Genomic DNA, 25,687 nt, shown 5'->3' with positions numbered 1-25,687 from the left:
CAGTGCCACCGGAGCCGAGATACGGCCGTGGACCCCACTTGAGGGAACGGGTGCTTCTGAACAGTGGATACTAGTTTCCTCATAGTGGAAGTTCAATCGTCTGTTGATGTCGAGATTCTCTTCATCGACAGAACGTGTCGCTGAGTGCCATGCCGGTCACTCAAGGTGGATCAGGTCGGCGGGCGTGTCGATGTCGTACGCCTGGGCCACGTCCCCGCACTCGACGAGTGTGATGTCTCCCGCGTGTTCCTTCAGATAGGCGCGCGCCCCGCGATCCCCGACCGCGCTCGCCGCGATACCCGGCCAGTGGTCGGCGCCGAAGAGCACGGGGTGGCCGCGTTCCCCTTCGTACGCGGCGGCCGCGAGGGTGGCGGGCGAGCGGTAGGCGGCGTACACGCGGGCCACGGCGGCGGGGCCGATGCCGGGCTGATCGACGAGGGAGACGAGGGCGGCGTCCGCTTCGCCGCCGCGCAGGGACGCGATCCCGGCCCGCAGGGACGAGCCCATCCCCTCCGCCCACTCGGGATTGTCGATCAGCACGCAGCCGGGGAGCGAGGCCTTCTCCCGTACGGCGTCGGCGTCGGCGCCGAGCACGACGTGCACGCGCGTGCAGCCGCCCTCGCGCAGTACGTGGACCGCGTGCTCCACGAGGGGCCGCCCCCGGTGGTCGAGAAGCGCCTTCGGCTGGCCGCCGAGCCGCCGCCCACCGCCTGCGGCGAGGAGCAGCCCGGCGATCGTCGGATTCGTCATGGTCATGGCTCCTGCATACCGCACCCTGCCCGTGCGGTGTCTTCCGGCCGGAAAGTGGCGCGTCCCGCTTCCCGTGGCGTTTACTGACCCGCGTCCCTCTGGTGTCTGACCAACGCCGTGCGGGGACGGTGAGATCTGAACGAGCAGGGGGAGAGCTGTGTTGCGGAGCGTGGGGCAGAGGCGAGTGGCCGACAGCGATGAGGATCCGCGAGTCGCGGAGCTGGACACGGCTGTGTCCCGGCTGCGCAGGGAGCTCGCCGCGCACCCGGTCGAGTTCCCCGACCGGGGCATCGCCGAGGACGAGCTCGCGGCGCTGGCCGCGATGGCCCAGAGCGGCGCCCCTGAGGTACCGAGACTGCGCCGCTCGCTCCTGCTGGTCGCCAGCGCGATCGGCTCGGTCAGCGCCCTGGCCACGGGCCTCGCGGCGGTCCGAGGAGCGGTAGAACTCTTCGGCGACCCGACCCCGAAGTAACCCCCCACCTCCCGGACTTCCTTCCGCCCATCTCCCAGGCCCCCTCCCGGCCACCGCACCGCCCAGTCCGCCCTGGCCAACACGTTGCAGCACGCGGGCGCGGAACGCGCCGAGATCACGGCGAGCTTCATGGACACCTCGGTGTCCCTGGACGTCGTCGACGACGGCCGCGGCTTCGACCTCGCGTCGGCGCCGGGGCAGGGGACGGCCGTCGCGGTCACGCTGCCGCTCCCCACTGAGGCCGCGTCGTGAGCGCCGCTCCGCGGTGCCGGAGCCCATCCGGCTGCTTCTTGCCGACGACCATCCCGTCGTACGCGCCGGGCTGCGCGCGGTGCTCGACACCGAGCCCGGATTCGCCGTGCTGGGGGAGGCGGCGACCGCCGAGGGCGCGGTGTCGCTCGCCGCGGCCGGCGGGTTCGACGTCGTACTGATGGATTTTCAGTTCGGGGCGGGGGTGCACGGGGCGCAGGCCACGGCCGCGATCACCGCGGAGCCCGGTGCTCCGCGGGATATCTCCTGAAGGACGCGCCGCCGGAAGAGCTTGCTGCGGCGGTGCGGACCGTGGCCGCTGGGCAGTCCGCGCTCGCGCCCGCCATCGCCCATCGGCTGATGGACCGGATGCGGGCGCCCGGGGAGGCCCTGACCGCGCGGGAGTTGGAGGTGTCTACGCGAGGTTGGGCGTCGCATCGCGTACGGCCGCCGTGGCGGTGGCGACAGGGCGGGGGGTGATCCGGGGCGGCGGCGCCGGTCAGTAGGCGACCATATGAGTCGCCCACATGCCCCGACGCCTCAGGACTACGCCGCCGGACCCGAGCTGGCCAGCGCGGCGCTCAGCTCCACCGCCACTTCCTGCAGCACCGGCACGATCTTCTCCACTGCGGCCTCGGTCACCCGGCCCGCCGGGCCCGAGATCGAGATGGCCGCCGCCGTGGGGGAGTTGGGGACCGACACCGCGAGGCAGCGCACCCCCATCTCCTGTTCGTTGTCGTCGACGGCGTAGCCCGCGCCGCGGACCACCTCGAGCGCGTCGAGGAAACCCTCCGCCGTGGTGATCGTCTTCTCCGTGGCGGCGGGCATCCCGGTGCGGGAGAGCAGGGCCCGCACCTCCTCCGGCGGGGTGTGGGCGAGGAGAGCCTTGCCGACACCCGTGGAGTGGGGCAGGACCCGGCGGCCCACCTCGGTGAACATGCGCATGGAGTGCTTGGACGGCACCTGCGCGACGTAGACGATCTCGTCCCCGTCGAGCAGCGCCATGTTCGCGGTCTCGCCGGTCTCCTCGACCAGACGTGCGAGGTAGGGGCGCGCCCAGGTGCCCAGAAGGCGCGAGGCCGATTCGCCGAGGCGGATCAGGCGCGGGCCCAGGGAGTAGCGGCGGTTGGGCTGCTGACGTACGTAGCCGCAGGCGACCAGCGTGCGCATCAGGCGGTGGATCGTGGGCAGCGGGAGGCCGCTGCTCGCGGAGAGCTCGCTCAGGCCGACCTCGCCTCCGGCGTCCGCCATCCGTTCGAGGAGGTCGAAGGCGCGCTCGAGGGACTGGACACCACCGCTGGCAGCGGGCGGCTTGGAGGCGGCGACTTCGGTGGAGGCGTCGCTGGCGCTTGACGTCGGCACGGCGCAGTCCTTTCGGGGCTGACGGGCAAGGCAGCAGCCTACCGGGCGGTTCCTCGCGAGGTCCCTTCGCGGCTCTGGCATCCGAGCCGGTCAGGGCTGCTCAGGGACCGGTCGGGGAGCCTTTGTCCGCTTCTCCGCCGACACCCCCGGTGATCGTCTGACGGCCCGGTTGTGCGTAGCTACGTTCTGGCCTGTGGAATTCTAATTCCACTTTGTGGAAACGTCCAGAGTGCTCCAGGTGGCCTCTTGACGGTTCGGGGTTGGCCGTGAAGACTCATTCAACAGAACGTTGAATTCCGTTTAGCGGAAACGAATGGTCTGTGTAGCGGAAAAGAACGAACACACAGGCAACACCGAACACACAGGCAACCGAACACACAGGCAACAGCGAAGAGAGGGCGTTGAGGACGTGGACGTAGAACTGGTGCTGCGCTCGACTCGCGTGATCACCCCGCAGGGAACCCGCCCGGCGACGGTCACGGTCTCCGGGGGGAAGATCGCGGCCGTGCTGGCGCACGACGCCGACGTACCGGCGGGGGCCAGGGTCGAGGACTTCGGCGACGACGTCCTGCTGCCCGGACTCGTCGACACCCACGTCCATGTGAACGACCCCGGCCGCACGGAGTGGGAGGGCTTCTGGACCGCCACCCGTGCCGCGGCCGCCGGTGGCATCACCACCCTGGTCGACATGCCGCTCAACTCCCTGCCGCCGACCACCACCGTCGACAACCTGCGCACGAAGCAGGACGTGGCCCGCGCCAAGGCGCACATCGACGTCGGCTTCTGGGGCGGCGCCCTGCCCGACAACGTCGGCGACCTCAAGCCCCTGCACGACGCTGGTGTCTACGGCTTCAAGTGCTTCCTCTCGCCGTCCGGCGTGGACGAGTTCCCGCACCTGGACCAGGACCGCCTGGCCACCTCCATGGCGGAGATCGCCGGGTTCGGCGGGCTGCTCATCGTGCACGCCGAGGACCCGCACGAGCTGGACGCCGCCCCGCACAAGAGCGGCCCCAAGTACACGGACTATCTGGAGACCCGGCCGCGCGTCTCCGAGGACGCCGCGATCGAGGGCCTCATCGGGCTCGCCAAGCGGCTCGGCGCCCGCGTCCACGTACTGCACCTGTCGTCCTCGAACGCGCTGCCCCTGATCGCCGCCGCCAAGCGCGAGGGCGTCAAGCTCACCGTCGAGACCTGCCCGCACTACCTCACGCTCACCGCGGAGGAAGTCCCGGACGGCGCCAGCGAGTTCAAGTGCTGCCCGCCCATCCGCGAGGCCGCCAACCAGGACCTGCTCTGGGACGCGCTCGCCGACGGCACCGTCGACTGCATCGTGACGGACCACTCGCCGTCCACCGCCGACCTCAAGACCGACGACTTCGCGACCGCGTGGGGCGGCATCTCCGGGCTCCAGCTCAGCCTCCCCGCGGTCTGGACCGAGGCCCGCAAGCGCGGCCACAGCCTCGAGGACGTGGTGCGCTGGATGTCGACGCGCACCTCCGAACTGGTCGGACTCGACCAGAAGGGCGCCATCGAGGCCGGCCGCGACGCCGACTTCGCGGTCCTCGCGCCCGACGAGACCTTCACCGTGGACCCCGCGGAGCTGCAGCACCGGAACCGAGTCACGGCGTACGCGGGCAAGACCCTCAGCGGCGTCGTGAAGTCCACCTGGCTGCGCGGCGAACGCATTCTGCACGGCGGCGAGTTCAGCGAACCCGCAGGCCGACTTCTGGAAAGGAAGAACTGATCACTGTGACGGCGATACCCTCCTTCACCGGCGACGCGAGCCCCTACGGCGGCGGCGACCCCTACGCGGACTACCGCACCGCGGACTTCCCCTTCACGCAGTACGCCAACCTTGCCGACCGGCAGCTCGGCGCCGGTGTGATCGCCGCCAACGACGAGTTCTTCGCGATGCGCGAGAACCTGCTCCTCGACCACGCCGCCGTGTTCGATCCGGAGCACTTCGGCCACAAGGGCAAGGTCATGGACGGCTGGGAGACCCGCCGCCGCCGTGGTGTCTCCGGCGAGCACCCGTGGCCGACCGCCGACGACCACGACTGGGCGCTGGTCCGCCTCGGCGCCCCCGGCGTCGTACGCGGCATCGTCATCGACACCGCCCACTTCCGCGGCAACTACCCGCAGGCCGTGTCCGTCGAGGGCACGAGCGTCGACGGTTCGCCGACCCCCGAGGAGCTCCTCGCGGACGACGTGAAGTGGACGACTGTCGTGCCCCGCACGGCAGTTGGCGGCCACGCGGCCAACGGCTTCGCCGTCGACATCGAGCAGCGCTTCACGCACCTGCGCGTCAACCAGCACCCGGACGGCGGCATCGCGCGCCTCCGCGTCTACGGTGAAGTGATCGCCGACCCCAAGTGGCTCGCGGCGCTCGGCACGTTCGACGTCGTCGCCCTGGAGAACGGCGGCCAGGTCGAGGACGCGTCCGATCGCTTCTACTCCCCGGCCACCAACACCATCCAGCCGGGCCGCTCCCGCAAGATGGACGACGGCTGGGAGACCCGCCGCCGCCGCGACAACGGCAACGACTGGATCCGTTACCAGCTGGTGCAGCAGTCCGAGATCCGCGTCGTGGAGATCGACACCGCGTACCTCAAGGGCAACTCGGCGGGCTGGGCCGCCCTTTCGGTCCGTGACGGCGAAAACGGCGAGTGGGTCGAGGCGCTGCCCCGCACCCGGCTGCAGCCCGACACCAACCACCGCTTCGTCCTGGACGCCCCGGTCGTCGGCACGCACGTGCGCGTCGACATCTTCCCGGACGGCGGCATCTCGCGGCTGCACCTCTTCGGTTCGCTGACCGAGGCGGGCGCGAGCCGCCTGGCGGCACGCCACCAGGAGCTGGGCGGCTGATCAGCTTCGGCTGAAGCCCCCGAAGAACGTGGGGCGCACCGGGTGGACAGCCCCGGTGCGCCCCATACCCATGCCTGCGAACCCCTGCCCGCGATCCTCGGCTAGGCGGTGTACCCGCCGTCGACCACGAGCTCCGTACCCGTGATGAACGCGGCGTCCTCCCCGGCGAGGTAGGCGACGAGCGAGGCCACCTCGTCGGCGGAGCCGAAGCGGGCCAGCGCGGTCCCCGCCTTCTGCGGCTCGGCGAACGGCCCGTCGGCCGGGTTCATGTCCGTGTCGATCGCGCCCGGGTGGATCACGTTCACGGTGATCCCGCGCCCGGCGAGCTCCCGCGCCAGGGGCTTCGTCATGCCGGTGAGGGCCGCCTTGCTCATCGCGTACAGCGTGCCGCCGCCCCCGCCGGAGTACCGGGCGAGCGCCGAGCCTGTCGAGATGATCCGGCCCCCGTCGGCCAGCCTGCCGGCCGCCGCCTGCGAGGCGAGGAAGACCGAACGTACGTTGATGTCGAGCACCCGGTCGACGTCCGAGAGCGCCAAGTCCCCTATGGGGCCCAGGGCTCCGATCCCCGCGTTGTTCACCAGGATGTCGAGCCGGCCCAGGTCGTCGGCCGCGCGCTCCACGGCGCCCGCCGCGTCGCCGGGGTCGGCGGCGTCGGCCTTGATGGCGAACCCGCGCCGCCCCGCCGACTCGATCTTGGCCACGACGTCCAGAGCCGCGGCCTCTTCCTTGACGTACGTGATGGCCACGTCCGCACCGTCCAGAGCGAGCCGCAGGGCGATCGCCGCGCCCATGCCTCGGCTGCCGCCGGTGACGAGTGCGGTCCTGCCGGTCAGAGAAGACATGTCAGAGCCTCGTTTGCGTAGAAAGGGCCGTGTCGCCCGAGAAGTTCCGTGGCTTCAATGAAAGCGGGCTGGTTCCGCCGTCGCTGGCGGGAAATGGACACCGATTTCCCGCCGGAGCGGATACGGTGATCGCCCCGCGTGAGAGCCGCCGAAGTCTCCACACCGCCCCACCTGTTGGAGACCGCGCCCCGTGTCGACGCTCACCGCTCCCGCCGCGCCCGCAGCGCGCCGCGCCTGGCTCACCGATCTGCCCGTCCTGCTCGTGGCCGTGGTCTGGGGCGCCAGCTATCTCGCAGCGAAGGGCATCACGACGACACACACGGTCGTCGCGGTCCTGGTCCTGCGGTTCGCCGTCGTGCTGCCGGCACTCGTGGTGGCCGGATGGCGAGGCCTGCGCGCGCTGACGGCGCCGCAGTGGCGCGGAGCGGGAGCGCTCGGCCTCGTCCTGAGCGGGATCTTCCTCCTGGAGACCTACGGCGTCGTCCACACATCGGCGACCAACGCGGGCCTCATCATCAGCCTCACCATGATCTTCACCCCGCTCGCCGAGGCCGCGGTGACGCGGAGGAGGCCGCCGCGCGCCTTCCTCGCGGCGGCGGGACTCTCCGTGCTCGGCGTGGTCCTGCTGACTCAGGGCGGCGGTTTCACGCAGCCGTCCATGGGTGACGGCCTGATGCTTCTCGCCGCGCTCGCCCGCACGGTGCACGTCCTCGCGATGTCCAGGATCAAGGCGCTCAAGGATGCCGACGACGCCGCGTCGTTGCCGCTCACCACCGTCCAACTGGGCTCCGCCGTCTTGGTGTTCGCGGTGCTCGCCGCCGCGGGAACGGGCGCGTCGCCCTGGTCCGTCGCCGTGGACTTCGGTCCGCGCGAGTGGGCAGGGCTGCTCTTCCTCTCCGTGTTCTGCACGCTCTTCGCCTTCTTCGTGCAGATGTGGGCGGTACGCAGGACCTCGCCATCGCGGGTGAGCCTGCTGCTCGGCACGGAGCCGCTGTGGGCGGCTGCCGTGGGGATCGCGGTGGGCGGGGAGCGGCTCGGGGTGGTGGGTCTGGTGGGAGGTGTGCTGGTCCTGGTGGGGACCAGTTGGGGCCGCGGGGTGCGGTGATACGTTCCGTGGTCGATCCACCAGGGGGAGCGCATGAACGAGTACTTCGAGCAGGATTTCGCCGCGGGCGCGGAGAAGCGCCGTATCTGGGGCGGGGTGCTGTTCCTCGCCGCAGGTGTCATCTGGGCCGTGCTCGCCTGGCAGTTGATGGCGCCGTTCAGTGAAGAGGACGACGACTCGTCCAGCAGCCGCAAGTGCCAGTCGGTGCTCTTCTACGAGGGGGACGCCCCGACCTGGCAGGACTCCACCTGGGAGGACTGCCGCGCCCAGCGCCGCTGGCCCGAGATGCTGGGCTGGCTGGGGCTCTCGGTGCCGCTGTCGGTGGCCGGCGCGGTGCTCTACACCGGCGGGACCACCAGCCTGCGGATGCGTGAGTACATGGCGCAGCACCGGATCGCTGCCGCGAAGAGCGCCGCGCGCAAAGACTGATGGCGGCGAGCCGGCGGCGAACATGCGGCCAACCGGGGACGTGTCGGCGCCACTTGGTTAACTCCCGGAAAATTCAGCGCACTTGACGTTGACACGCCAACCTCTACGCGCGTCACACTGGTCGCATGCGAATCCCCCCACGAATCGTGAGCGTCACCGCCCTCGCCGCCGCCCTGTTCGTCGGCGCCCCCGTCGCCGCCTCCGCGAGCGCGCTCCCCGACCACCACGCCCCCGTGTCGACGGCGTACTCCGTCACCGCCGTCGTCGCCGTCGGCGACATCTGCTACTCCGCGCTGCCCGCCCAGGCGCACGACACCCTGGATCTGATCGAGGCGGGCGGCCCCTACCCCTACCCGCAGGACGGCACCGTCTTCCAGAACAGGGAAGGCATCCTTCCCTCGCAGGGCTCCGGCTACTACCACGAGTTCACCGTGAAGACGCCGGGCTCACCGGACCGCGGCGCCCGCCGCATCGTGACCGGTGAGGAGAACCAGGAGGACTACTACACCGCCGACCACTACGAGTCCTTCGACCTGGTCGACTACGCCTGCTGAGCCCGCTGCGGCCCCCCGTGACCGCAGCGACCCCGCATCAGCAGGCACTAGCGGGTCTTCCGGCTCTCCGCGACGGCGAACAGCGCGACCGCGAGCACGATCAGCGTGACGCCCGCGAAGACCTCGTAACCGTCGAGGAACCCGATCCGCCGCACGAGACCCCAGCCGCTCAGCCGGCCGGTCAGCTCGTGCACCAGGGCGGCCACGCCCTGGACGAGGAGAAGGAATCCGAAGACCTCAAGTACCTGCTTCATACCGAAGAGCCTCGCTCCGTGGACCCCCCTCGCGCATCGGCCACGGGGTGAGGCTTCTTCCTCCTCACCCCCTCCGAAAGTCTCCGCCTGCGCGACTTTGGTAGACGATCATGTCCGGACGGCGCCCTGTGCCCTCGGCAGTGCGTAGATTTGTCGACCATGAGCGGCAATGAGCCCCTGCCTGATCCCCCGGCGCCCCCGGCCCTCTTGGCCAGGCGCTCATGGGCGCTGCCCTCGGCCGTCGCCGCCAAGTTCGACCCGGACCGCGGGCCGCGCAAAGGCGGGCGCAGGCCCCGCCGGACAGCGCGCGACTGGGTGGTCGACTTCGCCTGCTTCGGTGTGGCCGTCGTCATCGGCATGGTGGGCGCGGACGCGATCGGCAAGAACCCGAACGTCTCGCCCGGCATCGCCGAGGCCGACCAGCTGATCGGCGCGCTCGCCTGCGCCGCCATCTGGTTGCGCAGACGCTGGCCGGTCGGCCTCGCGGTCGCCATGGTGCTGGTCAGCCTGGCCTCGGACACCGCGGGCGGCGCCGCAGCCATCGCGCTGTTCACCCTCGCCGTGCACCGGCCCTTCCGGTACGTCGGCTGGATCGGCGGGCTCTCGATCGCCGTGGTTCCGTTCATCTACTGGCTGCGGCCCGACGCCGACCTGCCGTATCTCGTCACCGTCCTCGTCGGTGTGCTGATCAACGCCTCCGTCATCGGCTGGGGCATGTTCGTGCGCTCGCGCCGCCAGCTCCTGCTGAGCCTGCGCGACCGCGCGATCCGCGCCGAGAACGAGGCCACGCTCCGCGCCGAGCAGGCCCAGCGCCTGGCCCGCGAGTCCATCGCCCGCGAGATGCACGACGTACTCGCCCACCGGCTCACCCTGCTCAGCGTGCACGCGGGCGCCCTGGAGTTCCGCCCGGACGCGCCCCGCGAGGAGATCGTGCGCGCCGCCGGTGTCATCCGCGAGAGCGCGCACGAAGCGCTGCAGGACCTGCGCGAGGTGATCGGCGTCCTGCGCGGCGGTGGCGAGGACGGGGAGGCATCGGGCCGGCCGCAGCCCACCCTTGCCGCACTGGAGACCCTGGTCGCCGAGTCACGCGGCGCGGGCATGAAGGTCGCACTCGACCACCGGGTCGCCGACCCGGCGGCGGTGCCCGCCGCCGTCGGCCGCACCGCCTACCGCATCGCCCAGGAGGGTTTGACCAACGCCCGCAAGCACGCCCCGGGCGCCGAGGTGACCGTCCTGGTGTCCGGCGCCCCCGGCGAAGGCCTCACCCTGTCGGTGCGCAACCCGCCGCCGCCCGGCGACGTGCCGAAGGTCCCCGGTTCCGGCCAGGGACTGATCGGCCTCACGGAACGGGCCACGCTGGCGGGCGGCCGCATCGAACACGGGTCCGCAGCGGACGGCGGCTTCCGCGTCGACGCGTGGCTGCCATGGGACTGACCGCACCGGGCACGACGGCGAACTCCGAGCGCAACAGCGCGGTCCCGTCTCGTTACTGTGGGGCCATGAACCCGATCCGCGTGCTTCTCGTCGACGACGACCCGCTGGTCCGTGCCGGTCTGTCCTTCATGATGGGCGGCGCCGACGACATCGAGATCGTCGGTGAGGCGGCGGACGGCTCCCAGGTGGCACCGCTGATCGGCGAGCTCCACCCCGACGTCGTCCTGATGGACATCCGGATGCCCACCATGGACGGCCTCGCGGCGACGGAGGCCCTGCGCAAGCGCCCCGACGCTCCCGAGGTCATCGTCCTCACCACCTTCCACGCGGACGAACAGGTGCTGCGGGCCCTGCGCGCCGGGGCTGCCGGGTTCGTGCTCAAGGACACCCCGCCCGCCGAGATCGTCGCGGCGGTACGGGCGGTCGCGGCGGGGGAGCCGGTGCTCTCGCCCACGGTGACGCAGCAGCTGATCACGCAGGTGACGGGGGTCAATCCCCAACAGGGGCGTCGCGAGCGGGCGTTGGAGCGGCTCGCGCTGCTGGGGGAGCGGGAGAGGGAGGTGGCGGTGGCGGTGGGCCGGGGCGCGTCGAACGCGGACATCGCGGCCGAGCTCTTCCTGAGCGTGGCCACCGTCAAGGCCCACGTCTCCCGCGTCCTGACGAAGCTGGACCTCAACAACCGGGTGCAGATCGCGCTGTTGGCCCATGACGCGGGGCTGCTGGACGCGGAGTAATCCGCTGGGCGGGGCGAAGCGCCCCTACGGGCCGGGGGGGCGATCAGCCGCCCGCGACCTCCGCCATCCTCACCAACCGGCCTTCCTTGCGCGATAGTTCACACGCCTCCGCGATCCGCAGCGCCGCCAGCGCCTCCCGCCCGTCACAGGGGTTCGACCGCTCTCCCCGTACGACATCCACGAACGCGGCGAGCTCCGCCTCGTACGCGGGGGTGAAGCGTTCGAGGAAGCCGGGCCACGGCTTCTCGGGCGGTGGCGGGCCCGACGGTTCCACGGACGACAGAGGGGTGCGGTCGTCGAAGCCGACCGCGATCTGGTCGTCCTCCCCGGCCAGTTCCATCCGTACGTCGTATCCGGCGCCGTTGCAGCGCGTGGCCGTCGCCGTGGCGAGTGTGCCGTCGTCCAGGGTGAGGACCGCCGCGGCGGTGTCGACGTCGCCCGCGTCGCGGAACATCGACGGCCCGGCGTCCGAACCGGTCGCGTACACCTCGGTCACCTCACGGCCCGTCACCCACCGCAGCATGTCGAAGTCATGGACGAGGCAGTCGCGGTAGAGCCCGCCGGAGAGCGGGAGGTACGCGGCCGGGGGCGGCGCCGGGTCGGACGTGATCGCCCGGACCGTGTGCAGCCGCCCGAGCCGCTCCGACCGCACGGCCTCCCGCGCCGCCACATACCCCGCGTCGAACCTGCGCTGAAAACCCAGCTGGAGCACCGTGCCCGCGGCATCGACCTCCGCGAGCGCGGCGAGAGTGCCCGGCAGATCGAGGGCGATGGGCTTCTCGCAGAACACCGGCAGACCCGCGCGCGCCGCCTTGCCGATCAATTCGGCATGCGCGGCGGTCGCCGCGGTGATCACCACCGCGTCCACAGCCCCCGACCGGCCGTTCCCCGTGAAGATGTCGTCCACCGAGGCCGCGGACGCCGCACCGATCCGCGCCGCGAGCCCGGCCGCGCGCCCCGCGTCGGCATCGGCGACGACCAGTGACTCCACCTCGGGATGCCGCTGCAGAGCCGCGGAATGAAATGTGCCGATACGACCCGTCCCGATCAATCCGATGCGCATGACCCCACCCTCGCTACGGCCCGCGGTCCTGTCAATGCTTTGTCCGGACAATAGAACTTCAGAGTTGGGTGCACTGCGACGCTCGTCTGGCGAGTGGAACGATCCGCACCCCTCCGCGCCCCGGCCCGTAGAGTGATCCACTTATGACCAGGACAGAGAGGGGTCGGGGGATGCGGGCACGCCGGGGGGGCAACTGGGTTTGTGGGAGTGGGGGTGCTGACGCTGCTCGTGACGGCCTGCAGCAAAGGCGCTGCCCCTTGAGTCGACGGCACGGAAAGCCACGTGGAGCTTCCGCGACGAAGCGCATGAGTTGAAGATCGCGCCCAAGCGCATCGCGCGTGGCGCGGCGGCCGATCTGAAGGACGTCCAACTGGACGACGATCTCAAAGGCACGATCCCGTACTACCTGACCGTCAGCTATACCAACACCGGCTCATCTGCACTGTCGGAACCGACCCCCCAGTCGAACTTCACCATCACCCTCGCCAACGGCACACCCGGCAAGGCGATCTCCCTGTGGAACTCGGACACCCTGGCCACCGAACCGAGTTCACCGCTCCCCGAAGACTGCGACAAGGGCGGACCCGCCACGCTCGCACCAGGCGACACCACGACGGCATGCCAGCTCGTGATGCTCCCCAAGGGCGAGCCCGCCACCGTCGCGTACACCGATGACGCCGGAGACACGCTCCTGTGGAAGGTCGGTGACGGTAGGGCGACGACAACGGAGGCAACCTGCTGGCCGCGCACCGGACCGCTCCATCCGTCTGGTAGGACGTGACCACCAAGGGCAACGTGCCGATCCAAGTCACTCCCAAGAGTGTGCGCGCCGGGAGCCTGGCGGACCTGAGCAAGTTCGAGTTGAGCGGTGATCAGAAGAAGCTGCTGCCGTACTACGTGACGCTGGAGTACCGCAACACTGGCAAGGAAACGCTTCTGCCGTCCATGGACGACGGCGTGAGCATGCTGACCGCCGCTGGTGGCGTGGTCCCTCCGGTTCCGCTGATTGACTTATCCACCGCTGCACAGGGCGAGGGCATCGACCAAACGGAACCCCAGCACCGCCAGCGCCGCCAGGCACCAGCCGTAACCGCCCCCTGATGCCATATGGCTGACGAGCTTCTCCCACGCTCGAAGGCGATCCGAATCTTGCCACTCCACCCCTGTCCAGTACCCCGGATTTTGGAACAACCCTGGGCTATGGATGACTCTGACGATAGGTGGCGATCGCGGACCCGAGATAGTCGAACCACTGTCGAAGCGTGGCACCGTTTGGCGGCAGAACTTCGAGCCCCAACGTCTCCGTCACCTGGTCCAGTTCGCTCTCGGATTGCACAAGCGAGAGCAGTTCAGGTACCTCACGCATGACACGGTCGAGGTCGTCGCCAGGGGTGGCGGAGAGGTAGTCGCTGAGAGCCTCATCGTGTGAGGCGTACTCGTCCGGATGATCCTGGTTGAAGTAGGCGCCTAGCAGTTCAGAAATCCCTGGGAATCTCTCCCTCCATTCCCACCTGGTCTCAGGCTTGCTCCAGAGGTCTCGTCCGGGATGCTGCGCAACAGCCTGGATGTGGTCCCGCGCGATCCGCAAGCAGTCCTCCACGCTCATGCCGGTGGGGGGCTGAACCCGTGGAAGATACTCCACTTCATCTGCGATTTCCTCGGAGAAGAGGCCTGTGGTCAGTAGATCGTCGATCTGACGGACTGCAGTCGCGGCTCGCTCAGGATTTCTTGCGGCAATTCTGAGGTATGAGGCAAGGCCGGGGCCAGGAATATCCGGTGTGTCGGAGAAGGCGAAACCGTTCTGGGCATAGGCTTCTAGAAGGCTGTCCAGTTCATAGAAGCGTTCTCCGGGATTGAAGTGGCTGTTCATAGCGGCTCCATCGGGACGGGGCTTACGGCTGTGGATAAGAGGTGAGAACACGGTACCCGGACGGAGTTGACGGGTCTGCCTTGAGGACTACGCGCACTCTGCTCACCCAGCTCGTCGGCTCCCCATGTGTGAAGTTGTAGCGGGTCAGATGGAGGCCGGTATGTTGCCCAGGGAAATCGGCATCCAGTTCCAGTTTTCCCTTCGGCCCTTTGCTGAGCCAGGTTGATATCTTTCGCTGATTCTTGGGGCGTGCCAATGTTTCTTCGGTGAAGTGCTGGGCCTTGGCCTCTCCGGTGAAGCGTGAGTCCGCCTTCAGTCCTGGGTTTTCGCGTAGGCGCCTGCGCATGCCGCTGATGGTCTTGTCGACGTGCCGATCGATGGTATGAGAGCCATTTTTTCCCTCATCGCCACGAACGTCCGCACGGTGCTCTGGCTTGGTCCGTCCCTTGCGCTTACTTCTGGGCCAGGCGTTCGAACCACCCCCTGAGCCCTCGGATGCACCGTGACCCATGAGGGCGATGCCTGCTACGCCGAGGGCCCCCGCATGAACCGCAGCTTCAGTAGCGGCTGCACCGGCGAGGACTCCACCGCCCGCGAGAGCCAGCCCTCCGGGCGGGAACAGCATGAGCAGTGCGATGAGCGAGAGAATCGTCAGAGCGATGCCCGCATACAGTTCGAGATCCTCCAGGAATGACAGAAGCATCGCCGCCGGTCCGGTCGCATCTCCGTCCAGCGGCTCGCCCTGGCGGTAGTGGACGAACAGCAGCAGGCCCCCAGTGAGGAGTGATCCGGCTGCCGCCCACAAACGCAGCCGTATGAGCGCGACGATCTCCGCGAGTGGCTGTTGCCTCGTCTTCCGCCAGGCGCGCAGCAGGAGAATCAGTTGCAGCAGCGTCCAGGCCAGGGCCGCAACGCCGAACCACAGCAGGATCCGTGGGCCGTTGCCAGTGGTGAACCACTTCTGCAGATCCTTCGTGGACGTGAACGAGCCCACGCCGAGGAAGAGCAGCGACGGCAGCATCAGGATGAGCGGGATGACCAGCAGAGGCCAGCGGCGCCGCCAGGGCCGCAGGCGGCGTGCCGACTTGAGCAGGCTGCGCACCCGGGTCTGCTCCCAGGCGTCGGGGTGGTTGGAGGCGTTCATGCGCGCTGCGGTGTCCGACACCGCGCCATGCAAGCTCTGCAAACGGTCAGGAGGGACGCGTCCGGCGGCATAACAGAGGGACCTGCGCATGCGGGCGAAGCGCAGCGCGATCAGCAGACTCCACGGGACGCGCCAAGCCGCGAAGCCGCCCAACGCGGCTAGTCCGGTGCGGCCTTCGCGCTCGGCGTCCAGGAGGGTGGCGGGCATGGCTTGTCGGCCCCGGCGTATCGCCGTGTAGTCCAGGGCCATGGCGAGCACCAGACAGGCCAAGGGCGCCCACTCCAGAACGGCGTCAGGGAGCTTGAACAGAGTCCTGGGCCACCCGGCTCCGGCCGAGCCGCCACCGGTGTAGTTGAACAGCGCGTGGTGCCCGATCGCGTATACCAGCGGCAGCACGCCCAACAGGCGCCGCCAGCCACGGGCCCGCAGCAACAGCGCCACACCGAGCCCGTCGATGGCGCCCCAGACCAGGTGCAGATTGATGCCCAGGCTTGTCTCCGTGAAGCTGATGTCCAGGGTGCCCAACGAGTTCGGCAGCCAGGTGCTCAGCACGGTCGACCAGTCGGGAATGTAGGGGGAACCCTTGCCGATGCTGCCGATTCCGCCCGAGAGCATCCAGCCCCCGCCGTCCGGCAGAGGGAAGGCCCGCTGGGCATCCAGCATGTGCGAAAGCAGGACCTCGAGCAGGCCGAGCCCGGCACCGGTCGCGGCACCCAGGACGACGAAGTCGGCGAAGCCCAACTGAGAGCGGATCTTCAGGTTCACTCCGGCCAGCACCAGCGGCGCAATCTGTGCGAGTTCCTCGACGACCGGGACGAGGGTGTAGGTGCCGTTCCCCATCGCCTCGGTCAGCGACTGGCCCGGATGGGAGACGGCGGCGCGCGCGTAGAAGTACTCGATGAGCACTGCCATGACGCCGCTGCCGTACACACCGACAGCGACCGTCACCAGCACGGTGGTGAGTTTCAAGGACCGCGTCGGCGAGGCCAGCAAAGCCAATTGCAGCACGCCATATATAGCCGCGGCCGCCATAATGAGCGTCACGCACAAACCCCCGATAGCCAACAATCAGCACAAGCCCCAGGAGGCTAACAGCACGCCTTACAGCCGTGAATGGCTGGCCCATGTCCGCCGAGATGACGCGGGGCGTTTTTCCTTAGGGGCTCAACTCGCACTACATGCAACGCTGTTGCAGAGCATTCAGGGAAATTCCACCCATGCACTCTCATCGGGACAAATATTGGATGCGATCACTCGCCTCACGGCAGATGGGAAACGCATAGCGGACCCTGCACGCGGTCTGAGTCTTTCCTTCCGTCTTGGACACCACAGGTCGCAACGTCCGTGGCGGCAGCATGGTCGCGCACGTGCACAGTCGGCAGTCTCGGAGGCCGTTCCTCCTCGGGCCATGCCATGTGGCCGCATCGTGCTGCAGACATCGGACTGCTGGTCGGTGATCCTTGGCGGCATGGTGCGTGGCTACCTGGCAGAGTTCTTGGTCTCCCGGGCGGTTGGCGCGACCTCGAACCGCGTGGAGTGGGACGCCTACGACGTGCTGACTCAAGGACCCCCGGTGGGACGTACCTCAGGTAGTGCCCATTGACCCGGGCACCGGAAAGTACCTTCCGCCGGAGGCGCGCGGTTTCCAGGCGGACGTCTACGTCTTCGCTGTCCAGAGCGTCCGCACACACGACGAGTACGACGCCCTGGACCTCAGGCAGTGGACCTTCCACGTACTCAGCCGGACCCAGCTCATGGCATTGCCCCGAGGCTGCAAGGGTCACGCACTGGCTACGCTGCGACGTGTCCGCGAGACCTCCGATGCCGTGGCGTATACGACACTCGCTGAACGCATCCGCAAGGCCACCGGGGTGGGAACGGATCCGTCGGTCTGACACACAATGCGCCTCACCACGCTTGTCCCGCGAGCCCCGAGATATCTCCCACTCGATGTTCCGTCGCTGGTCAGGGACGTGAGCCGGGAACATGCGGCGGTCCAGAGCTTGTCCGGACAACAGAACTTCAGAGATGGTGGAGCTTCCTTCCGCGATCAAGGAGGAAGTCGGAGATCTGACCAGGTTAGAGCCGCATTTACGCAGGTCATCTGCTTGTAGGTGCAGGATGAGCATCCGGAGTAGGAGGAGATCTTGCCCGATCCTTCCCTAGCTTTCCCCGGCCTTTGTTAGGTTCCTGTCCACCGTCCGTCCCCCCATTCAGTTCCCCGTGAGGGCTCGGGAGCTTAAGGCTGGGGAGACGCGTCAAAGCCACAGGTGGCCGGCCGCTAGGCAATCGACTGACTACCGGTCTGGATTCGTTCCGCTCAGGGGACAACCGGGGCTTGCGGTGCGACCACCTGGCACAGAGCCACCCGGGCCACGCTTGCTATTCGCTCACCACCGACACCCGCACGAACCTGGTGCGCCCAGTTCCAACAGGAAGCCGTCAACACCTCCGCCAGTTTGTTGCCATGGCAGCGCACACCACGCCCTCACCGTTCCTGGTGGCGACGAGGGCTGGACTTAAACGGGGTCGGCCAGCCAAGCTGTCGACGATCCGTCCTTGCTGTTGAAGGCCACCTGGCGAAAGCCCTCAGCCGGGATCCCCCCGTGCCCGTGCCATACGGTCCCTTGGTACACGGAATCGGAGATGCATAGAGCGAACCCGTCGTCGCGTTCGCGCCGTGCAGTCCGTAGGAACTCGGCGTCGAGTAGACGGCAGGCGTGATTCAGGTCGGAGCCGACCCATCCGTCGAACTCGTCGACCGCAACGTCTCCTGATGAGAGCACTGCTCGCAGCCCAATCTGTGCCGAGCTCGACGCCAGTTGATTCACCGCCCGCAGCTGCTCCGGCGCCTCGGTGAGCAGGGTACGGAGGAGCGCGACCAACGAGGCTTCGGGGGTGATCAGCTCCATGACTGAGTCTCCGCGGCTGGCGCGTTGGTGTTGTGGCTCGTTGATTCCTGAGGTGGTGAGTATGCGGTCGGCGATGCCGTAGAGCGTGCGGCGCAGGTAGTGCTGCTCGATGTCGTTGCGGTCGCTGTACTGCGCGATGTCGAGCAGGAGAATGGTGTGGCTCATTGGGGCCGTCGTGTTCGGACCTGGCTCTCGACGTGCTGGCGACGTTGCTGGGCGCTGTCCCGCTGTGGCTGCCCGCATCCAGAGGGCATGCATGGGTTCCAGCTGCTGCTCGGCAGTGACGACGGGTGCCGTGGACGAGAGGATCTCAATGAGCGCATCGACGACTCGCCATCGAGGAAGGCGAGGGCTGCTGAACGCGTCGTGGATCGAGCTTCGAGAGATTCCCGCGTCCCGCAGGTCCCGGGTCATCTCCGCAAGGCTGGGGAGGCCAGCTAGGAGGTGCAGGTGGTGGAGGGTGTCGTTGAACTCGCGGTGCTCACGGCCAGTCAGATCCGGCTTGCGCAAAACTCCTGGTTGCCCCATGCCTGTCCTCCGTCCAAGACCGTCCGAGACCGTCCAACAGCATGGCATCTCGGCTGATCTCGGATGACGGCATCCGTAGATGTTCAGGGCTGGCCTCTAGGCGTCCAGCTCACACATGTCCGCCGTGATGCTCGAAGCCGCGCTCGGATGGCCCGGGGGTGGTTAAGGGGAGGGCAAGAGATCGTGTGGACGAAGAAGACAGTCCGGCGGCTTGTGAACACTGCGCTGTTTGCGGTGACCCGTGGGGCTGCTACGGCTGCGGGCGGCGCAGTGGTTGCAGGTGGTGTGTGGTGGTTGCAGCGCCGCTAGCCGCGCCGACGTGGTGCCGTGACGGCATCAAGTTGTTCGAGTGGCGGTTGGGCGTAGCGTCTGAAGTCCATTGTCAGCGATAGAGAGTTGGAGCGGCCCATGCACAGCGCAGGCGATCGGATTGATACCTCGACGGCGCATTCGGCGCGGGTGTATGACTACATCCTGGGGGGCAAGGACCACTACCTTGTCGACGCCAAGGCGGGCGATGCCATGTGCCAGCACTGGCCGGCGCTACCCGTGCACATGCTGGAGAACCGGCGGTTCATGCACCGTGCCGGACGCTTCCTCGCCCAGGAGCAGGGTGTCCGGCAGTTCCTCGACATAGGCACCGGCCTGCCCACAGCCCCCAACCTGCACGAGGTGGTGCAGGAGGCGGCACCCGAGTCCCGCGTGGTCTACGTCGACAACGACCCCATCGTCCTGGCTCACGCCCGCGCCCTCCTGCAGGGCTCGTCCGAGGGGGCGACCGCCTACGTTGACGCTGACATGCACGACCCGGACGCCATCCTGGGCAGTCCCGAATTCCGTGCGCTGATCGACGTGAACGAGCCAGTCGGCCTGATGATCATTGGGATACTGCACTTCATCTTGCCGCCGGACGACCGGCGTTTGGTGCAGCGCCTGCTCGAACCGCTGCCATCGGGCAGCTTCCTGGCAATGACCATCGGCACCGCCGACTTCGCGCCCCAAGAGGTCGGCCGGGTGGCCGAGGAATACGCCCAGCAGGGCATGCCCATGGCGCTGCGCGACCTCCCGACCGCCACCTCCCTCTTCGACGGGATGGACCTGGTCGACCCCGGAGTCACCCAGGTTCACAAGTGGCGGCCGGGACCTGAGCAGGAGGGCATCGACGACCGGGCCATCGCCATGTACGGGGCGGTGGCGCGGAAGCCCTGACGAGTCAGGGCGCCCGGGGGTGAGGCTCTCCCGGGCGCTCCGTTTCCTGGGATGAGCAGTCCTCACAGTGCGAGGAGCACAGCGTGGCCTCGCCCTGCGTTTGACGTTTGCCGCAGGCCTGGCAGTTGGCCCAGGGTCCTGCGGTGAATACCATCTTGGGCGAGCCGCATTCTGCGCAGCGCACGCCGTGTAGGCGGGGCAGGTTTCCGTTCTCGTCGGGTATACCGGCTGCGTAGCCCTGGAGTTGGACGTGTGCGCTGTACAGGTCGACTTCGGGTATGTCCGGCTGTTCGCGGTTGATGTACAGCCAGTCCTGGTGGCTGATGGTTCTGTCCGAGGTGAGCGGGTGTGCGTCGAGTTCGGTCGTCCAGCAGCGGCCGTTCGGCTGGTGACCGGTGCCGTCTTCGGCTGCTTCGTAGTACGTCACGGTCCATACGGCGCGCCAGTTGTCGTCCAGGCCGGGGCGCTGTGCGTTCGTGCGTGGGGTTCTTGTCACTGCTGGTGTTCTTCCTTGTCGCCGGGTGCCTAGCGTGCGGGGGGGGCAAGGTCATGCGCTGGGTTGAGAGATTCCAGCGGCATTCGCGGTAGAGCCTGTTGAAGTCGTGCATGGCGTCGGGGTCGTCGGCGTTGCAGGGCTCGTAGCCGTCTGGGGTGGGGCGGCAGTAGAAGCCGTATTCGGCACATTCGGGTTCGCCGGGGATGTGGCCGTTCCAGACGGTGTTGCAGCTGCTGCCGGGATGGCAGTGGGCGCGTTGTCGGCCGGTGATGGCGCAGCGTGCGATGTCGCATCGGTCGGCGTGGAGTGTGCCGGGTGAGGTGGTGCAGTCCGGGCAGCGGCCTGCGGCTGTCAGGGTGAGGTGGATGCGTGGGTCGACGGTGGTGATGGGGGTTGTGAGTCGGCCGAGCCAGAGTGCGCGGAGGGCGTTGTTGAGGTCGCGGCTGGGGGCGATGGTGTGGAGGCCCAGTGTGCGGTGGATGAGTTCGCGCAGGAGCGTGGGCGGGAGTTGGGCTGTGGCCCAGTGCAGGGTGAGTCCGCGGGTTGCGTGGTTGTGGGTCCAGGTGGCGCGCATGCGGGTGGAGAAGGTGACCGGTACGGAGCTGTTTGGGGTGTATCTGGCGATCAGTGGCTGGTTGAGTTGCAGCCATTCAAGTCCGGTTTCGGCATAGAAGTTGAAGATAGTTCGTCGGGCTTCGTCCAGTTTTAGCGTTGCGCTGCGGCGCATGTGGAGCCAGTCGCCGGCAGGGGTGCTCCGGTGCTGGATGAGCGGCTCGTCCTGATCGTCGTCGGGGACAATTCGCAGACGGTGCGGTTGGCCGAGAACGTCGAATCCTGCGCCGCGGATGAGTTCCCTTTGCGGGTTGTCGGGTGCGGTCTCGGCGAGGTGTGAGAGCTGGCGGTAGATCCAGGAACGCCGTTGTTCGACGAGTGTGGTGGCGTCCGTGTCAGTGGTGGTGTCCGGGCCGCGGACGACGATGTTGCCGCCCCGGGTGACGGTGACGGTCAGCGTGGTTCTGTTGCTGGTGCGAACGGTGACGTCGGTGTTGCCGACGCGTATGGTGCGGTCGCTGGTGGGCATGGTCGAGGGTCCTTGGGTAGAGGGGTAGGTGGCTGGCTCGGCGAGCGTCCTGGCTAGTGCTGGTCGCACACCCAGGTCTGCGGAATGCCGTGGACGGGGAGGTCGAGGACGCGTCGGCCCGTGCGCGTGCAGAGTTGGCAGGTGAGGTCGAAGGCGCGCAGCATCCGCAGCGGCCGTATCGGCTCGTCGTCGCGAAGCGTGATCGGTGAGTCGTGGCCTTCGAGTCCGAGGAGCCACAGCGGCTGAAGGTGGCGCTGCCTGGTGAGGATGGTCAGTGGGCTGCCGTTGTCGGCGAGGGTGAAGGTGTCGCCTTCTCGCAGGGTGGTGGCGTGGACGGTCGGGGTCTGTTCGACGGTGACGATGAAGCCGTTGGTCATGGTGTTCCTTGGTTCGGGAGGGTGCCCCCCCCTCATCTCACATAGTTAATTCTACTATGCTTCGGGGGGGTGAAGCCCGTTTGCGCAGGTCAAGAAGGGGTTGTGGCCTCCGTCAGGTCTCGACGCTGTCCGCATACCGCTCGGCGGTGGCGAGCATCAGAGCGAGGCCTCGGGCGAGCTTGCGGACTCCGCTGCTGAACAGAACCAGCTCGACGGCTTGGCCGTCGGCGCCGACGTGAAGACGGTCGCTGTACTGGGCCCGATAGCTCTTCGCTTCGTAGTGCCCTGCCCTGGCACGTGCCCAATCCTCGGCGCCGCGAAAGCGCCCCTTCCGAAACCAGTAGCGATCCATGGCCGCCTCGACGAACGTCCCCCACGCCCGGGCCGGCACGCGAGCCGCTTCGACTCGTGCGGTCGCTCCCTCGTTGTCGACCATGATGTACCAGCGGCCGAGCGCCTCGCTGTCGATGCTGAGGATGTTCCCGTAGCGGGCCTGCAGCGAGGGCCACACCATCTGGATCAGTTCCACCGCGCGGTCGACGGCTGCTTGCTGCGCCCTCTTGTGCGCTGCGACGGCGGTCTCCCACGGCTCGCGGTCGGTGGTGAAGCCGTCCTGCTGCGTGTAGTTGGCCGCCCTCGTTCGTGCGGCCTTGTCGACCAGGGCATATCCGAGGCCCTCGGCGTGGCCGGGGGTCATCTCGGTGATCAGCTCGCGTCCTTCGTGGACGGTGTGCAGGCAGAGGTGGCGTATGTACTCCTGCTCGTCGGGCAGGGCGTCGATGATGTGCGGGTTGCGCAGGGCGAACTCGGTAGGGGCCAGTTCGTCTCCCTCGTCCCGCGTGGTCCAGGCGCCGCTAGTTGTGACGGCCTGCGAGAGGTGCTTGGAGACTTTCGGGTACCAGGTGGCCTTGCGGCGGTTGATCTTCATGGGTGTCTTGGACCTTCAGGAAGCGATGGTGCTGGCCGACCGGGTGAGGTGCTTGGTGCCGCAGACGGCGTGAAGCACTTCCGCGAAGGTGCTGGTGGACAGGTCGGACAGGACGAGGTGGACGATGCGAACGCGGCCTTCGTCATCGGCGTGGATGGTGGCCCTGCCGCCGGGCCAGCGCAGGTCCGCGACACCCGGCACGGACCCGTAGCTCACCTGCGCCTCCGGGCCGGCCAGCTGCTCGGCTGTTGTCATGAAGGCCCGCAGCGCGTCGCGCGTCCGGTCGGTGCGCACGCGCAGCTCGGCGAGGAGCGTGGTCCACGCGGGCAGGCCCGTGGTGCGCATGGAGTCGGCGACGGCCTGTGGGTCGCTGATGGTGCCGGTGATTTTGTGCTGGTCGCTGCGGCGCGGCCAGACGAGGGCGTGCGTGACCGACACCGAGACGCTGACGGGGCTTGACGAGCGGACGGGCGATGAGACGGCGACTTCCAGTGACATGAGCGGACTGTTGAGGAGGGCGAGGTCACTGTGCCCGCAGCTGTCTGCTGCCCAGCCGTCGCCGAGGAGGGCGGCAAGGATGCGGGCATAGTCGAGCGCGGAGCGAGCGGTGCGCATGGAGGATTCCATTCGAAGAGGTGGCAAGAGGGTGTTGGGGCTGGCGGCTGGCGGGAGGCCGACAGGGGCCTCCCGCCGCAGAGGTCAGGCCGCAGCCGCCAGCGCCTCGCGCTCCTGAACGTCCTCGCTGTCCTCGTGCTGCTCCGGCTCGGTGTCCTCGCGGGCCTTTTGGTCCTGCTCCTCCTGCTGGGCGCGGCCCTTGGCCACGGTCCCCGCTTCGACGCTGCTCAGCGCATAGCCCTCCGCTTGAAGGAACGTCAGCCAGGCGACGGTCTGCCCGTTGATGTGGTTGCGCCAGGCCGCGTCGTCCATGTGCTCCAGCTCGTAGGCTGCGGCGACATGGGCGAGCAGGACCCTCCAGGCGCGCGTCGGGCTGGTGCGCGCGATGACCGCACCGAACGGGTCGTCCCCCCGAGACCACTGGCTTTTGCCCTCGTTGGGGTCCTCGACGCCGAGGAAGCGTGCGGTCAGGTCGGTCCGTTTGCGGCTGACGTAGTTCTCGTATCCGTAGCTGGTGCCGGTGACCAGGGAGAGGATCAGCGGCCACACCCGCGTGCTCGCCTCGGGCTGCTGACAGAGTTCCTTGATGAAGTCGGCGCGGACCTCACGGGCCTGCCTCCATGCCTTGTTGTTCGCGATGACCAGACGCCGCTCGGCCCTGGCCGCCTCTTTGTCCGGTCCTGCCTGAGCGGTGTCCTTCGTGGCGGCTTCGGCGGTGAGCGGGTGGCCGTGGCGGTGCCAGGCGGTGCACACCCAGATCACCTCGGCGTCGCTCGGGGCGACGCATGCCGCATGACCAGGGCAGGTGCGGTGGGTCTGCTGGGTGTGCGGCGCCCCGGCGTCGGTGAGGAGGTCGGTGAGCGGCCTGGTGCTGGTGTCGGACCAGTTCCAGCGCCAGTCGACGACCGTGACCTCCGCAGCGGTCAGCTCGGCTGCTTGCTGGGCGCACTTGTCGGTGAGTTCCTTCTCGGCGCGCAGGTCGGCCAGGGCGTGCTTCCAGTGGCCGCGCTTGGTGTTGCCTTCACGCTGGTCACGGCCCTTGGCCCGCTTGAGGGTCCACAGGGCGTCGTCGACGCCTTCGACTTCCTGGAACTCGGCCAGTTCGACGAGGTTGAAGTGTTCCTCGATCGCCTCGGCAAGAGCTTCGTCGGACAGTTGGGCGGCCTTGCTGGCGGCGCCGAGCTCGGCGGGCTTGAAGCCCATGGCGCGCGCGTTGCGTATCTTGCGGGCCTTGGGGATGTTCATGAGGGAGAGCTGCTTGGCGGCTTCGATGTCGTCGCGGATGGTGGCCTGGCGGCGGTGCTTGTTCTCGATGAACGACACGGTCAGTGCCGCGTCGTCGACTCCGGCGAGGTCGTCTCGGACGATCGCCGGGACGAGCCGGTAGGGCTTCTTCCTCGCTTTGGCCTTCTTCGCGGCGGTCAGGGCTGCGTTGTTGCGGCGCTGCCCGAAGATGATCCCGAGCTTCCCCTCCGTCTCGCCTTCCTGCGGGCGCAGTACGAGCGGGGTGAGAACACCGAGTTCGTCGACGCTGGCCTGGAGTTCAGGGTCGGGCTGGGTGGTGTCCTCGCCGTCCTGGTCGGCGCGGTCCTTGCGGTGGTTGTACGGGTCGACCACGAGGTCGTGGGGGTCGATCCAGACGAAGCGGCCGGTGAATCCCTCGACGGGTTCGGGGGCTTTCGGGCTGGTGGCTGTGGTGCTCATGGTGGTGGGCCTTCGAGTTGTGGGGCGGGCGCGAGGCGGGGTGCGCCCGCCCGGTGTGGTGCGCGGGGTCGGTTCAGACGGCCGCAGTGGTGCGGCGCTTGGTGGTGCGCTTCGCTGCCGTGGAGCGGCGGGCCGTGCTCTTCGGCTGTGCCTTGGTCTTTGCGGCCGGGCTGGCTGTGGCGTTGGTGCTGTCCTCGGCCGGAGGCTGGACGGAGGGAGGGATCAACGTGCCGTTAGCGCGCAGCCGCGACCGGGGGCCGTCGAAGCCGGGCAGCAGCACGGTGCGGATCGCGGTGAGGATCTCCTCCAGCGGCGATGCCGTGGTGAAGCGGACCCCGGTGCTGTACCGCGCCCCCTTCGGCAGCCGAGTGTCCTCACCAGCCGCACCATCAGGGCTGGCCGACTGCTTGAGTGCGGGGCCGCCGACGGCGAAGGTCTGCACCGCCCGGCCCTGCCACAGATGTCGGATGCCGATGGATCGGCCGTCGGGGTGGATAAGGCGGATCGACCTGTCCGCGAACCCTGCAGGGCTGTCGTCCAGGGCCTCGCTCCATCCGTCGCCCAGGGCCTCGGAGATGGGCTTGCCCAGCAGGTAGAGGTCGACCTCGCTGAGGGCGACCGGCTCCAGAGGCGTGGTGTCCGCCTCGGTACCGGTGAGGTCTACGGCATCAGGCTCGGTGGTGGTGCTGTTCAAGGGAGTTCTCCTGCTC

At 68.5% G+C, this 25,687-nt stretch carries 26 protein-coding genes and 2 pseudogenes; 14 read left to right on the top strand and 14 right to left on the bottom strand.

Going from position 1 to position 25,687, the window contains the following annotated elements; genetic code table 11:
* Positions 1 to 156: 156 nt before the first annotated feature.
* Positions 157 to 750 carry an NTP transferase domain-containing protein gene (locus ACIBCK_RS11355; RefSeq protein WP_399389066.1) on the bottom strand — a complete coding sequence of 198 codons (594 nt, stop codon included), beginning with the start codon at positions 748 to 750 and terminating at the stop codon, positions 157 to 159.
* 157 nt (positions 751 to 907) lie between these two features.
* Here ACIBCK_RS11355 and ACIBCK_RS11350 point away from each other — a divergent pair, with 157 nt between their 5' ends.
* From ACIBCK_RS11350 to ACIBCK_RS11340, 3 genes and pseudogenes are all read left to right on the top strand, one after another.
* A complete protein-coding gene (locus ACIBCK_RS11350; protein ID WP_399389064.1) occupies positions 908 to 1,222 on the top strand; it encodes a DUF5955 family protein in 315 nt (104 codons plus the stop codon).
* A gap of 27 nt (positions 1,223 to 1,249) precedes the next feature.
* Positions 1,250 to 1,474: pseudogene (locus ACIBCK_RS11345) on the top strand (sensor histidine kinase); the annotation flags it as partial.
* A gap of 13 nt (positions 1,475 to 1,487) precedes the next feature.
* Positions 1,488 to 1,977, top strand: a pseudogene (locus tag ACIBCK_RS11340) (response regulator).
* Positions 1,978 to 2,017: 40 nt separating this feature from the next.
* Here the strand turns inward: ACIBCK_RS11340 and ACIBCK_RS11335 are convergent.
* Positions 2,018 to 2,833: an IclR family transcriptional regulator gene (locus ACIBCK_RS11335; protein ID WP_399389062.1), complete on the bottom strand. Its 816-nt coding sequence runs from the start codon at positions 2,831 to 2,833 to the stop codon at positions 2,018 to 2,020.
* Between the two features lie 409 nt (positions 2,834 to 3,242).
* Here ACIBCK_RS11335 and allB point away from each other — a divergent pair, with 409 nt between their 5' ends.
* Together allB and alc are read left to right on the top strand one after the other, a co-directional pair.
* On the top strand, positions 3,243 to 4,577 hold the full coding sequence (gene allB / locus ACIBCK_RS11330; protein ID WP_399389060.1) for an allantoinase AllB: 1,335 nt from the start codon (positions 3,243 to 3,245) through the stop codon (positions 4,575 to 4,577).
* 5 nt (positions 4,578 to 4,582) lie between these two features.
* Entirely contained in the window at positions 4,583 to 5,698 is a 1,116-nt protein-coding gene (gene alc, locus ACIBCK_RS11325) for an allantoicase (RefSeq protein WP_399389058.1), read from the top strand.
* A 101-nt stretch (positions 5,699 to 5,799) separates the two neighbouring features.
* Here alc and ACIBCK_RS11320 read toward each other — a convergent pair whose 3' ends face one another.
* The gene (locus ACIBCK_RS11320; protein ID WP_399389056.1) at positions 5,800 to 6,540 is read right to left on the bottom strand and encodes an SDR family NAD(P)-dependent oxidoreductase; all 741 of its coding nucleotides are present in this window, start codon (positions 6,538 to 6,540) and stop codon (positions 5,800 to 5,802) included.
* 190 nt (positions 6,541 to 6,730) lie between these two features.
* Here ACIBCK_RS11320 and ACIBCK_RS11315 point away from each other — a divergent pair, with 190 nt between their 5' ends.
* The 3 genes from ACIBCK_RS11315 (at position 6,731) to ACIBCK_RS11305 (ending at position 8,628) form a co-directional block, all read left to right on the top strand.
* Positions 6,731 to 7,645 carry a DMT family transporter gene (locus tag ACIBCK_RS11315; RefSeq protein ID WP_399389054.1) on the top strand — a complete coding sequence of 305 codons (915 nt, stop codon included), beginning with the start codon at positions 6,731 to 6,733 and terminating at the stop codon, positions 7,643 to 7,645.
* 33 nt (positions 7,646 to 7,678) lie between these two features.
* A complete protein-coding gene (locus tag ACIBCK_RS11310) occupies positions 7,679 to 8,074 on the top strand; it encodes a hypothetical protein (RefSeq protein WP_399389053.1) in 396 nt (131 codons plus the stop codon).
* Positions 8,075 to 8,199: 125 nt separating this feature from the next.
* Positions 8,200 to 8,628: a ribonuclease domain-containing protein gene (locus ACIBCK_RS11305; protein WP_399389051.1), complete on the top strand. Its 429-nt coding sequence runs from the start codon at positions 8,200 to 8,202 to the stop codon at positions 8,626 to 8,628.
* 47 nt (positions 8,629 to 8,675) lie between these two features.
* Here the strand turns inward: ACIBCK_RS11305 and ACIBCK_RS11300 are convergent, their stop codons facing one another.
* On the bottom strand, positions 8,676 to 8,882 hold the full coding sequence (locus tag ACIBCK_RS11300) for a hypothetical protein (protein WP_399389050.1): 207 nt from the start codon (positions 8,880 to 8,882) through the stop codon (positions 8,676 to 8,678).
* Positions 8,883 to 9,041: 159 nt separating this feature from the next.
* Here ACIBCK_RS11300 and ACIBCK_RS11295 point away from each other — a divergent pair, with 159 nt between their 5' ends.
* Together ACIBCK_RS11295 and ACIBCK_RS11290 are read left to right on the top strand one after the other, a co-directional pair.
* Positions 9,042 to 10,316, top strand: coding sequence for a sensor histidine kinase (locus tag ACIBCK_RS11295; protein WP_399389048.1), 1,275 nt, complete (start codon positions 9,042 to 9,044; stop codon positions 10,314 to 10,316).
* Between the two features lie 65 nt (positions 10,317 to 10,381).
* Positions 10,382 to 11,050, top strand: a complete 669-nt coding sequence (locus ACIBCK_RS11290; RefSeq protein ID WP_399389046.1) for a response regulator — start codon at positions 10,382 to 10,384, stop codon at positions 11,048 to 11,050.
* 43 nt (positions 11,051 to 11,093) lie between these two features.
* Here ACIBCK_RS11290 and ACIBCK_RS11285 read toward each other — a convergent pair whose 3' ends face one another.
* Positions 11,094 to 12,113: a Gfo/Idh/MocA family oxidoreductase gene (locus tag ACIBCK_RS11285; protein ID WP_399389045.1), complete on the bottom strand. Its 1,020-nt coding sequence runs from the start codon at positions 12,111 to 12,113 to the stop codon at positions 11,094 to 11,096.
* 310 nt (positions 12,114 to 12,423) lie between these two features.
* Here ACIBCK_RS11285 and ACIBCK_RS11280 point away from each other — a divergent pair, with 310 nt between their 5' ends.
* Positions 12,424 to 12,894, top strand: a complete 471-nt coding sequence (locus ACIBCK_RS11280) for a hypothetical protein (RefSeq protein ID WP_399389043.1) — start codon at positions 12,424 to 12,426, stop codon at positions 12,892 to 12,894.
* Complete coding sequence (locus ACIBCK_RS11275) at positions 12,891 to 13,214, top strand: hypothetical protein (RefSeq protein WP_399389041.1); 324 nt, start codon at positions 12,891 to 12,893, stop codon at positions 13,212 to 13,214. The genes ACIBCK_RS11280 and ACIBCK_RS11275 overlap by 4 nt, the downstream gene beginning before the upstream one ends.
* Positions 13,215 to 13,311: 97 nt before the next feature.
* On the opposite strand, the gene ACIBCK_RS11270 is transcribed toward ACIBCK_RS11275, so the two are convergent.
* Together ACIBCK_RS11270 and ACIBCK_RS11265 are read right to left on the bottom strand one after the other, a co-directional pair.
* Positions 13,312 to 13,983 carry a contact-dependent growth inhibition system immunity protein gene (locus ACIBCK_RS11270; RefSeq protein ID WP_399389039.1) on the bottom strand — a complete coding sequence of 224 codons (672 nt, stop codon included), beginning with the start codon at positions 13,981 to 13,983 and terminating at the stop codon, positions 13,312 to 13,314.
* A gap of 22 nt (positions 13,984 to 14,005) precedes the next feature.
* Complete coding sequence (locus ACIBCK_RS11265; protein ID WP_399389038.1) at positions 14,006 to 16,171, bottom strand: RNase A-like domain-containing protein; 2,166 nt, start codon at positions 16,169 to 16,171, stop codon at positions 14,006 to 14,008.
* Positions 16,172 to 16,719: 548 nt separating this feature from the next.
* Between ACIBCK_RS11265 and ACIBCK_RS11260 the strand changes: the two genes are divergently transcribed.
* On the top strand, positions 16,720 to 17,022 hold the full coding sequence (locus ACIBCK_RS11260) for a hypothetical protein (protein WP_399389036.1): 303 nt from the start codon (positions 16,720 to 16,722) through the stop codon (positions 17,020 to 17,022).
* Between the two features lie 624 nt (positions 17,023 to 17,646).
* Here ACIBCK_RS11260 and ACIBCK_RS11255 read toward each other — a convergent pair.
* Positions 17,647 to 18,204 (bottom strand): hypothetical protein, encoded by a 558-nt coding sequence (locus ACIBCK_RS11255; RefSeq protein ID WP_399389034.1) that lies wholly within the window; start codon positions 18,202 to 18,204, stop codon positions 17,647 to 17,649.
* Between the two features lie 771 nt (positions 18,205 to 18,975).
* Here ACIBCK_RS11255 and ACIBCK_RS11250 point away from each other — a divergent pair.
* Positions 18,976 to 19,776 carry an SAM-dependent methyltransferase gene (locus ACIBCK_RS11250; RefSeq protein WP_399389032.1) on the top strand — a complete coding sequence of 267 codons (801 nt, stop codon included), beginning with the start codon at positions 18,976 to 18,978 and terminating at the stop codon, positions 19,774 to 19,776.
* 62 nt (positions 19,777 to 19,838) lie between these two features.
* Here the strand turns inward: ACIBCK_RS11250 and ACIBCK_RS11245 are convergent, their stop codons facing one another.
* The 6 genes from ACIBCK_RS11245 to ACIBCK_RS11220 all read right to left on the bottom strand — a co-directional run bounded on the left by ACIBCK_RS11245 (position 19,839) and on the right by ACIBCK_RS11220 (position 25,671).
* A complete protein-coding gene (locus ACIBCK_RS11245; RefSeq protein ID WP_399389030.1) occupies positions 19,839 to 21,353 on the bottom strand; it encodes a YgjP-like metallopeptidase domain-containing protein in 1,515 nt (504 codons plus the stop codon).
* Between the two features lie 53 nt (positions 21,354 to 21,406).
* The gene (locus tag ACIBCK_RS11240) at positions 21,407 to 21,730 is read right to left on the bottom strand and encodes a hypothetical protein (protein WP_399389029.1); all 324 of its coding nucleotides are present in this window, start codon (positions 21,728 to 21,730) and stop codon (positions 21,407 to 21,409) included.
* A 112-nt stretch (positions 21,731 to 21,842) separates the two neighbouring features.
* Positions 21,843 to 22,658 (bottom strand): hypothetical protein, encoded by an 816-nt coding sequence (locus ACIBCK_RS11235; protein WP_399389027.1) that lies wholly within the window; start codon positions 22,656 to 22,658, stop codon positions 21,843 to 21,845.
* A 15-nt stretch (positions 22,659 to 22,673) separates the two neighbouring features.
* Positions 22,674 to 23,273 (bottom strand): hypothetical protein, encoded by a 600-nt coding sequence (locus ACIBCK_RS11230; RefSeq protein ID WP_399389025.1) that lies wholly within the window; start codon positions 23,271 to 23,273, stop codon positions 22,674 to 22,676.
* An 84-nt stretch (positions 23,274 to 23,357) separates the two neighbouring features.
* Positions 23,358 to 24,977 (bottom strand): ParB/RepB/Spo0J family partition protein, encoded by a 1,620-nt coding sequence (locus ACIBCK_RS11225; RefSeq protein ID WP_399389024.1) that lies wholly within the window; start codon positions 24,975 to 24,977, stop codon positions 23,358 to 23,360.
* Positions 24,978 to 25,050: 73 nt separating this feature from the next.
* The gene (locus ACIBCK_RS11220; protein WP_399389022.1) at positions 25,051 to 25,671 is read right to left on the bottom strand and encodes a hypothetical protein; all 621 of its coding nucleotides are present in this window, start codon (positions 25,669 to 25,671) and stop codon (positions 25,051 to 25,053) included.
* Between the last annotated feature and the right edge of the window lie 16 nt (positions 25,672 to 25,687).

It is taken from the genome of Streptomyces sp. NPDC051218 (genome assembly GCF_044455475.1).
Taxonomy (GTDB): Bacteria; Actinomycetota; Actinomycetes; order Streptomycetales; family Streptomycetaceae; genus Streptomyces.
This window is presented reverse-complemented; position numbering and strand designations above follow the sequence as displayed.

Excerpts from the sequence above, each read along its gene's own strand:
- ACIBCK_RS11355 (WP_399389066.1), bottom strand. The coding sequence starts at position 750 with ATGACGAATCCGACGATCGCCGGGCTGCTCCTCGCCGCAGGCGGTGGG.
- ACIBCK_RS11320 (WP_399389056.1), bottom strand. The coding sequence starts at position 6,540 with ATGTCTTCTCTGACCGGCAGGACCGCACTCGTCACCGGCGGCAGCCGA.
- ACIBCK_RS11310 (WP_399389053.1), top strand. The coding sequence starts at position 7,679 with ATGAACGAGTACTTCGAGCAGGATTTCGCCGCGGGCGCGGAGAAGCGC.
- ACIBCK_RS11305 (WP_399389051.1), top strand. The coding sequence starts at position 8,200 with ATGCGAATCCCCCCACGAATCGTGAGCGTCACCGCCCTCGCCGCCGCC.
- ACIBCK_RS11300 (WP_399389050.1), bottom strand. The coding sequence starts at position 8,882 with ATGAAGCAGGTACTTGAGGTCTTCGGATTCCTTCTCCTCGTCCAGGGC.
- ACIBCK_RS11295 (WP_399389048.1), top strand. The coding sequence starts at position 9,042 with ATGAGCGGCAATGAGCCCCTGCCTGATCCCCCGGCGCCCCCGGCCCTC.
- ACIBCK_RS11290 (WP_399389046.1), top strand. The coding sequence starts at position 10,382 with ATGAACCCGATCCGCGTGCTTCTCGTCGACGACGACCCGCTGGTCCGT.
- ACIBCK_RS11285 (WP_399389045.1), bottom strand. The coding sequence starts at position 12,113 with ATGCGCATCGGATTGATCGGGACGGGTCGTATCGGCACATTTCATTCC.
- ACIBCK_RS11270 (WP_399389039.1), bottom strand. The coding sequence starts at position 13,983 with ATGAACAGCCACTTCAATCCCGGAGAACGCTTCTATGAACTGGACAGC.
- ACIBCK_RS11255 (WP_399389034.1), bottom strand. The coding sequence starts at position 18,204 with ATGAGCCACACCATTCTCCTGCTCGACATCGCGCAGTACAGCGACCGC.
- ACIBCK_RS11250 (WP_399389032.1), top strand. The coding sequence starts at position 18,976 with ATGCACAGCGCAGGCGATCGGATTGATACCTCGACGGCGCATTCGGCG.
- ACIBCK_RS11245 (WP_399389030.1), bottom strand. The coding sequence starts at position 21,353 with ATGCCCACCAGCGACCGCACCATACGCGTCGGCAACACCGACGTCACC.
- ACIBCK_RS11240 (WP_399389029.1), bottom strand. The coding sequence starts at position 21,730 with ATGACCAACGGCTTCATCGTCACCGTCGAACAGACCCCGACCGTCCAC.
- ACIBCK_RS11235 (WP_399389027.1), bottom strand. The coding sequence starts at position 22,658 with ATGAAGATCAACCGCCGCAAGGCCACCTGGTACCCGAAAGTCTCCAAG.
- ACIBCK_RS11230 (WP_399389025.1), bottom strand. The coding sequence starts at position 23,273 with ATGCGCACCGCTCGCTCCGCGCTCGACTATGCCCGCATCCTTGCCGCC.
- ACIBCK_RS11225 (WP_399389024.1), bottom strand. The coding sequence starts at position 24,977 with ATGAGCACCACAGCCACCAGCCCGAAAGCCCCCGAACCCGTCGAGGGA.